Below are 7,706 nucleotides of genomic sequence, written 5' to 3'. Positions count from 1 at the left end.
TCTATTACTTTGCCGCCTAACTCAACCCATTTCATCTCAGTAAAATCGCGAATTTTTGCTTTGAGCCATCCATGAAACCTTTGCCGGAGGTTAGAGCGTTTCCGTCCCCCTTTGGGCTTCCATCCCTTAAGACTCTCAAACACAATTGCTTCGGAGTTAAACTCTTCAGCAATCTGAACAATTCGCTTAGAAACAATGTGCCCGATTTGGTGATTGATTCTCCGGCATTTTTGATAGGTCTTGGAGCAAAAACCTTTATGAAGTTTTCCTCCTTTGCCCATAGTCTTAGATGCCCGCATAGATACGGACTTTAGTCGCTTATCCCGACGGTCTATGTCTCTTCCTGGGTGTATAAATTTCCTGTGGATTACAGTGCCGCTGTGGGTTACAACTGAGATTGTCGCAGTAGTATTAATTCCTAGATCTACTGCTGTTACATTAGCCTCTGGTTTTCGTTTTTCTGGCTTACAACTGAACGGAACGGATAAATGACAGACCCTTTCATTGAATATCAATGAAGGCGATAGTATTTTGTTACTAGCTATTTGGTGTCTTTCTCTTAGGCCGGTAATTTGAACTGTAGTCCAAACCCAATCTAAGCCATTAAATACCTTGATATCGACTTGGTTAAAGCCATGTAATTTATAGCATTGACCCTTGTATAAAGCTGGGTAGCAACCAGTATCAGCATTCAGTCTCGGAGGACTATCGCTGCGTCTTTTTCTAGTGCCCGCTTGCCATTCTCGGTAACGGGTCACAAAACTACTAACCTGACCCGCAGCAAAAGCGTTCGCGAAGCGTCGGCTTTGCCGAATCGCAGCACGACGGTAATAACTGGGAAATTTGTAGAATGCTTGATTAAACTGAGGATACTTTATATTAGGACGCTTGGCAGTCTCATGCATTAGACGTTCAACAGCAGGAGTTAGTTGATCAGCTGTCAAGCAACCTAATTCAGACCAGTGAGTATAAATGATTCCAACCAAATATCGACAAGCACGGCGGTACACCTTAACCGTCTCCCCAAATAGCAATTTTTGATCGGGGGTTGGATTTAGTTTCCACTTATCGGTTCTAATTACTTTGGTTGCCGCTTTCACTGGTCTAAATAAAATAAATTATATTTATTATTTTAACCTATCAAATATAAGGCGGCAATTATTTAATTTTTGCTTCATGTTTTTAGCGATTGGTTTTGGCATGGACTAACCCCCACCTGAACGAGGTGGGGGAATGCGTCACACGGTTTGTTCAATAGTCAAAAACACCCTGGGGAATTTTAAACAAAAACCGAACAAAACACAAGTACCCACGAGGGTGACGTCAATATGTGATCACATATACCACACTAAAGAAGTAAACCAAAGAAGTAAACCAACTTGGTTTGTTGATCAACAAAGACAGCGATAGTCATCAACCGCTGTCTAACTAGGATTTAACTAACAGGATAATTATGATACAACAACTACAGACTGGACAAGAGCGAGTTTCCTTTGAAGCCATTCTCGCATCAGAAAGTGGCCAGTCCATGTTCGCCACTGACACCTACCTCCAACCGGAGAATCTTCAACAATTCGCCCCACCCCCTGGACGGGGCATTCAAGCTGCAAATGTTTTACAATCCCTTGGCTTTCGCGTCCAGCAAATCGGAACCTTTTCCATTAGTGCTGATGGACCACGGGAACTGTGGGAACGGGTCTTTAGCACCCGAGTTGAACGGGACAGCCAACTCATTAGCGAGGCTCATCCGAACCTGGGACAAGTGACCTTCTTGCGCCATGTTGCTGGTGCTCCCTTTACCATTCCCGAAGAGCTATCTGGGTTGATAGAGCGCGCTTATCCCCAACGTCCACCGATTTTATTTGAGTCGCCACTGCCTCCACGGGTTCGTTATCATCACCTTAATGTTCCCTCTGATGTAGCTATGGTATGTCGCTCGACCCCTGTCCACAAAGTCGGGGTAACCGGTAAGGGAGTTTTAGTAGCAATGGTAGACACTGGATTCTACAAGCATCCCTTTTACGAGTGGCATGGCTACAACTACCAGGCAACCCTGGCACCAGATGCTCAAAACGTGGAGCGGGATGAGAATGGTCATGGTACGGCTGAAGCAGCAAATATTTTTGCCAATGCACCGGATATTGACTTTATTGGTGTCAAAATGGGGAGTAACCCCACCCTGGCGTTTAAGATGGCATCGGATTTACATCCAGCGGTGATGACCAACAGCTGGGGCATGAGTATCCCAGAAGGCCATCTACCGAATTTCCTCAAGCCCCTAGAGGCAGCAGTTATTGAAGCAGTCAAAGAGCGTGGTATTACCGTCTGTTTCTCTGCTGGTAACGGACACTATGGATTTCCTGGTCAGATGCCAGAAGTGATTTCTGTGGGTGGAGTCTATGCCCACGATACTGTTGAGGGCAATGACTTTCGGTTAGAAGCTTCCAACTACGCCAGTAGCTTTGATAGCCAAATTTATCCAGGACGCCACGTCCCTGATCTGTGTGGACTGGTGGGAATGCGACCCCGGGCTGCCTATATCATGTTGCCCGTTGAACCAGGGGACGAAATTGACCAAGGCTTGGGCGGCGGTGAGTATCCGAATCAGGACGAAACGGCTACTGATGATGGCTGGGCGGTGATCAGCGGTACTAGTGCTGCTTCTCCCCAAGTAGCGGGTGTTTGTGCCTTGCTTAAGCAGGTGCAACCTGGTCTGTCTCCATCCCTGATTAAGCAGATTCTACGGGCATCAGCGCGAGATGTTAAGCTGGGCAAGAGCGCCCATGGTCAACCAGCAGGAGAGGGACACGACGGAGCAACTGGATCCGGTTTGGTGGATTCCTATGCAGCCTATAAGTTAGCTCGCTCCGTGACCATTCGCAATGTTCATGACTTGCCAGCACCTCGATGATATAGCGCTTCTCAAATAGGTGAGCTATATTTGAGATTTTAGGGAATAGGGAGTCGGGAGTCGGGAGTCGGGAGCGGTGCGACCCGTGGCGAATTTAATTCGACGACTGTAAGCGCACCGAGGGAGTCGGGAGTCGGGAGTCGGGAACTTCGGATCAGTAGCAAAGAGCGATGCAGTGGCTCATGGGGGAGGGGTTGTGTGCAATGGCTTGCCTCCCCGCCTTGAACGCCTTAACAAGGGGGGGACACAACCGTTGCTCATCTGACTCCCCATCTCCCCACACCTCCCACACTTCCCACGCCTCCCACACTTACCCTGTTCCCTGCTCCGAAGTCCCTGTTCCCTATTCCCTGTTCCCTTTGTTACATATGCTGACTAATAGGATAATTGCCCATCGTGGAGCTTCTAATTGTGCGAAAGAGAATACTATTGAAGCCTATGAGAAAGCGATTGAAATTGGGGCTGACTTTATCGAATTTGATGTAAGAATCACTAAAGATGGGGAATTGATTTCCCATCATGACCCAATGATAGCTAATCAAGCTATCAGTCAGTTAAGCTTTGCTGAAATCAATTCCCTTGCTTACCAGCAAGGGTTTAGAGTGCCTACGGTTGAGGAAGTTTTAAGACTGACACGTAACAAGATTAAACTAGCGGTTGAACTAAAAGAAGAAGGCTATGAAGAAAAAGTTCTGGCGCTAGTAATGGGATATATCAAGATAGATAATTTTGTTATTTTATCATTTAATGTTTCATCGTTAAGATGGATAAAATCTAAGTATCCTGGGGTTAAAACTGGATTGCTATTAAGCAAAAAAAAGAATAATTATCTGATTATATTACTCAGGTTTTTCGGTATTTTGGTGTTTCATAAACTGATCCGACTTACACCGGATATACTCGCACTACAGTGGGAAACGTTAAAATTTGGTTTATTGCAAATTGCTGCTAAACAGGGCAAACCGGTTTTTGTTTGGACTGTAAATGATCAAAAAATGATTGGAAAGCTTCTAAATGATAATCGGGTACATGGTATAATCACCGACAGACCTGACTTAGCTCGTAAGCTATTAGCTATCAGCCGTCAGCCGTCAGCTTTTTAAGAAAACAGGTAAGCATTAGCTATCAGCTATCAGTGGTCAGCCGTCAGCTTTTTAAGAAAACAGGTAAGCATTCGTTTAATCTCTTTTAGGTCTGCTGTCAGGGATTCATAGTCTTTGGCTGAATGCTGATAGCTGAATGCTGATAGCTGAATGCTGATAGCTGAATGCTGATAGCTGAATGCTGATAGCTGAATGCTGATGGCTGAATGCTTACCTATTCACTAATCTTGAATATACTCTTCGCCATTGATCATGGCTATCTCGGCTCTTACAAATTCTCGTCCTAGGTAAAGGGCGTGATCGAAACGACTTAAAGGACAGGGTTTAGTTTCTTCGGTAATTTTCATGCCTAGTTCCTTGGCTGTCCTACCTTTGAAAATAGCGGTGGGAGTACGGTTTAATTTACCATCGCAGGGAAATGGTTCTCCGGTTTCTGGATCAACTGCTAAGCCTTTCTCATTAATTTTGTTACTGTAGTGTTCAGCACAGATCAGACTTGCCTCTCGGTCTATGTAAATAATGAAGTAGCCCTCTGGATCGAGTTCAATAAAGCGTTTGGAGAGCTTCTCATCAATAGCAGTAATGTCTTGGGCAGTGATCATCATGGTGAACGGTCAAGGGCTAAAGCTGATGGCAAATTCCACTATTATAACTTTAACAGAACAATTAGACAAGGTCAGGGATGAGTAAAACAGTTCATGTAGGGTGGGCAGTGCACCAGACAGATAATCAAGCTTGCAAAGCGCGTTGGTAGGCACTGCCCACCCTAGGATTAATGACAATGGTGCAAGTACTCAGTTTAACAGAACAATTAGACAAGGTCAGGGATGAGTAAAACAGGGAAAGACAGAGTGGCGCGGCAGGTGTGGCAGGTGTGGGGAGTTACTTGGTCAGTTACTTAAAAAAGTTGATAAATTTTACTGCTATACTTACTCTAGATTTAGTATAGTAGAGCTTGGAAACTAAAGAGTTAACCCTATTGGTAGTGTTGTACCTTGAGGTTAGCAAGCAATAGTGTATTATATCTAAGATTCTGAGCAACTGCTGAAAAGGCCACAAACCCTGTCGGCAACAACTATAAGCCAAGTCAATCCAGATTTAGTATAGTAGAGCTTGGGAATTAAAGAGTTAACCCTATTGGTAGTGTTGTACCTTGGGGTTAGCAAGTCATGGTGTGTTAAATCTAATATTCTGCCCAACCAGTGAAAATGCAACAAACCCTATCGGCAACATCCATAACTCAAAATCAAGGGAATATTAAGGTGATCAGACGGGATGGTTCTCTGACTTCCCTTGATATTTCCAAAATTCGTGCTGTTGTTGAGTGGGCTTGTGCTGGCAAGGATGTCAATCCAATCACTCTAGAAGCCGGACTCACTACCCGCTTGCGTGATGGTGTTACTACCAGAGAGATTCAGGATAACTTGATCAACTGTGCCCTGGAAATGTGTAGTCCTGATCAGCCTGACTGGCGCTATGTAGCAGGACGACTACAGATCTGGAGTCTATGGAAAGACACCCTGGTAAACCGTGGTTATGAGTACGGTGACTACCCTAGAACTGTTCGCTCCAAAGTAGAGTCTGGTCAATATGACCCCAGTATCTTAACCTATACGACTGAGGAGCTACAAGAAGCAGGTTCTTGGATTAATCCGGATTGGGACACGGATTATGATTATGCAGGGGCTGTACTGCTAACTCGTCGGTATCTCCTAGGGGATGAGTTGCCCCAAGAGGCATTTTTAACTTGTGCTCTGCTGCTAGGGTCAGTGGAAGTCCCGGAAGATAGACTAGGTTGGGCAAGGCGATTTTATGAAGCGATCGCACAACGGAAAATATCTCTAGCTACCCCGATCCTGGCTAATCTCAGAATTCCTCAGGGGTCTCTGTCTTCCTGTTTTATCACTAGCATTGATGACAACCTGGAAAGCATCTTTGAAGGAATTACTGATACGGCCAGAATCTCCAAAAACGGTGGTGGTGTTGGGGTCAATGTCAGCCGGATTCGGTCAACCGGTAGCTGGGTGATGGGCAAAGCCAATGCTTCGGGCGGGGTAATTCCTTGGATTAAACTGCTTAACGATACTGCGATCGCAGTTAATCAAGGAGGCCGTCGGGCAGGGGCAGTGACAGTTAGTGTAGATGTGTGGCATCTCGATGTGCCAGAGTTTCTGGAGATGCAAGCGGAAAATGGCGATCCCCGGCGCAAGGCTTATGATATCTTTCCCCAATTGGTGATTCCCGATGAGTTTATGCGTCGGGTGGTTAATAAAGAAGACTGGACATTAATCGATCCCTATGAAGTACGGATCAAGCTAGGCATTGAGCTATCGGAACTTTGGGCAGAAGAGTTTGAAAGCGCCTATCAAACCATTGAAGCAGCCATCGGCGAAACCCTGACTCTCTATAAGACCGTGAATGCTCGGGAACTCTTCAAGACGATTATGCGATCGCAAGTAGAGACCGGAATGCCTTACTTGGCGTTCAAGGATACCATTAACCGCGCTAATCCTAATCAACACCAGGGCTACATCCCAGCGGTAAATCTTTGTACCGAAAGTTTCTCTAATGTCGAAATTGGACATGCTGCTCACTGTTGCAATTTGGACTCGATCAATCTCGCCAATATTGAAGAAACTGAATTGCCCAATATCTGTCGTCTAGCAGTGCGGATTCTGGATAACACTATTGATTTAAGCACTCCTCCTTTTAAAGCAGCTCATAGTCACAATCAGAAATACCGCACCATCGGAGTAGGTTGTATGGGATTAGCGGATTGGTTAGCTAAACGGTGGCTAACCTATAACAACCTCAAGGAAATTAGTAACTTATTTGAGGATATTGGCTACTACTGCACCCATGCATCTATGGAACTGGCTATCGAACGTGGTGCTTACGCTGCTTTCGATGGTAGTGAGTGGAGTAAAGGTAAGCTAATTGGCGCTAAACCGGTGGAATGGTTTGTAGAAAATTCCCAGCATGGAGAGCGTTGGGTAGCCCTATCTCAGGATATTCAACAATTTGGGATTCGCAATTCTCATATTAGTGCGATCGCACCCAATACATCCTCATCCTTAGTACAAGGGTGTACCGCTAGTGTCTTACCAGTTCACAGCAAATTCTTCTATGACAAATGGGCAAAAGGCACTGTACCCATTGCCCCACCCTTTATTAAAGACAATTTTTGGTTATACCACGAAAACAAAAACTTTGATCAGAAAAAAGTTGTTAAAGCAATCGCCACTATCCAGCAATGGATTGATACTGGGATTTCCATGGAATTGTTATTTAACTTAAACCAAGGAGTCTATTTCCCAGACGAACCTGAACGCACCCTCAAAGCCAAAGACATCTATGAAACCCTAGTCATGGCTTGGGAATTAGGATGTAAAGCCGTGTACTATATCCGAACCGTCCAGCGTGACAACTTCAAAGAATTAGACAACACTTGTATCGCTTGCGCGAATTAGTTAGTAAGCATTCAGCGGTCAGTGGTCAGTGGTCAGTGGTCAGCTTTGTGGAACAGGCTTCCAGCCTGTGAAGCATAGGTCAGCGGTCAGCGGTCAGCGGTCAGCGGTCAGCGGTCAGCGGTCAGCCTTGTGGCACAGGCTTCCAGCCTGTGACTTCACTCAGATTAAACAAATGCTTACCTGTGTTATTCACAAGCTGATAGCTGATGGCTGATGGCTGAT

At 45.4% G+C, this 7,706-nt stretch carries 7 protein-coding genes; 4 read left to right on the top strand and 3 right to left on the bottom strand.

Annotation, left to right across the window (positions count from 1 at the left end; genetic code table 11):
* A partial coding sequence (locus tag F6K38_RS23325) for a transposase (RefSeq protein ID WP_287357567.1) occupies window positions 1-1,100 on the bottom strand: 1,100 nt, incomplete at its 3' end.
* Window positions 1,101-1,453: 353 nt separating this feature from the next.
* Here F6K38_RS23325 and F6K38_RS23320 point away from each other — a divergent pair.
* Window positions 1,454-2,911: a S8 family serine peptidase gene (locus tag F6K38_RS23320; protein ID WP_287357565.1), complete on the top strand. Its 1,458-nt coding sequence runs from the start codon at window positions 1,454-1,456 to the stop codon at window positions 2,909-2,911.
* Window positions 2,912-2,949: 38 nt separating this feature from the next.
* On the opposite strand, the gene F6K38_RS23315 is transcribed toward F6K38_RS23320, so the two are convergent.
* Complete coding sequence (locus F6K38_RS23315) at window positions 2,950-3,075, bottom strand: hypothetical protein (RefSeq protein ID WP_267872046.1); 126 nt, start codon at window positions 3,073-3,075, stop codon at window positions 2,950-2,952.
* 204 nt (window positions 3,076-3,279) lie between these two features.
* Between F6K38_RS23315 and F6K38_RS23310 the strand changes: the two genes are divergently transcribed.
* A complete protein-coding gene (locus F6K38_RS23310; RefSeq protein ID WP_287357563.1) occupies window positions 3,280-4,014 on the top strand; it encodes a glycerophosphodiester phosphodiesterase in 735 nt (244 codons plus the stop codon).
* 221 nt (window positions 4,015-4,235) lie between these two features.
* Here F6K38_RS23310 and F6K38_RS23305 read toward each other — a convergent pair whose 3' ends face one another.
* Window positions 4,236-4,619, bottom strand: a complete 384-nt coding sequence (locus F6K38_RS23305; RefSeq protein ID WP_287357562.1) for a DUF4346 domain-containing protein — start codon at window positions 4,617-4,619, stop codon at window positions 4,236-4,238.
* Between the two features lie 603 nt (window positions 4,620-5,222).
* On the opposite strand from F6K38_RS23305, the gene F6K38_RS23300 reads away from it, so the two are divergent.
* Both F6K38_RS23300 and F6K38_RS23295 read left to right on the top strand, forming a co-directional pair.
* A complete protein-coding gene (locus F6K38_RS23300) occupies window positions 5,223-7,484 on the top strand; it encodes a ribonucleoside-diphosphate reductase subunit alpha (RefSeq protein WP_287357561.1) in 2,262 nt (753 codons plus the stop codon).
* Window positions 7,485-7,512: 28 nt separating this feature from the next.
* On the top strand, window positions 7,513-7,698 hold the full coding sequence (locus F6K38_RS23295; RefSeq protein ID WP_131827162.1) for a hypothetical protein: 186 nt from the start codon (window positions 7,513-7,515) through the stop codon (window positions 7,696-7,698).
* The last annotated feature ends 8 nt before the right edge of the window (window positions 7,699-7,706 follow it).

The sequence above is a fragment of the Moorena sp. SIO3B2 genome (genome assembly GCF_010692525.1).
GTDB lineage: Bacteria > Cyanobacteriota > Cyanobacteriia > Cyanobacteriales > Coleofasciculaceae > Moorena > Moorena producens.
This window is presented reverse-complemented; position numbering and strand designations above follow the sequence as displayed.

Excerpts from the sequence above, each read along its gene's own strand:
- F6K38_RS23305 (WP_287357562.1), bottom strand. The coding sequence starts at position 4,619 with ATGATGATCACTGCCCAAGACATTACTGCTATTGATGAGAAGCTCTCC.
- F6K38_RS23310 (WP_287357563.1), top strand. The coding sequence starts at position 3,280 with ATGCTGACTAATAGGATAATTGCCCATCGTGGAGCTTCTAATTGTGCG.
- F6K38_RS23300 (WP_287357561.1), top strand. The coding sequence starts at position 5,223 with ATGCAACAAACCCTATCGGCAACATCCATAACTCAAAATCAAGGGAAT.
- F6K38_RS23320 (WP_287357565.1), top strand. The coding sequence starts at position 1,454 with ATGATACAACAACTACAGACTGGACAAGAGCGAGTTTCCTTTGAAGCC.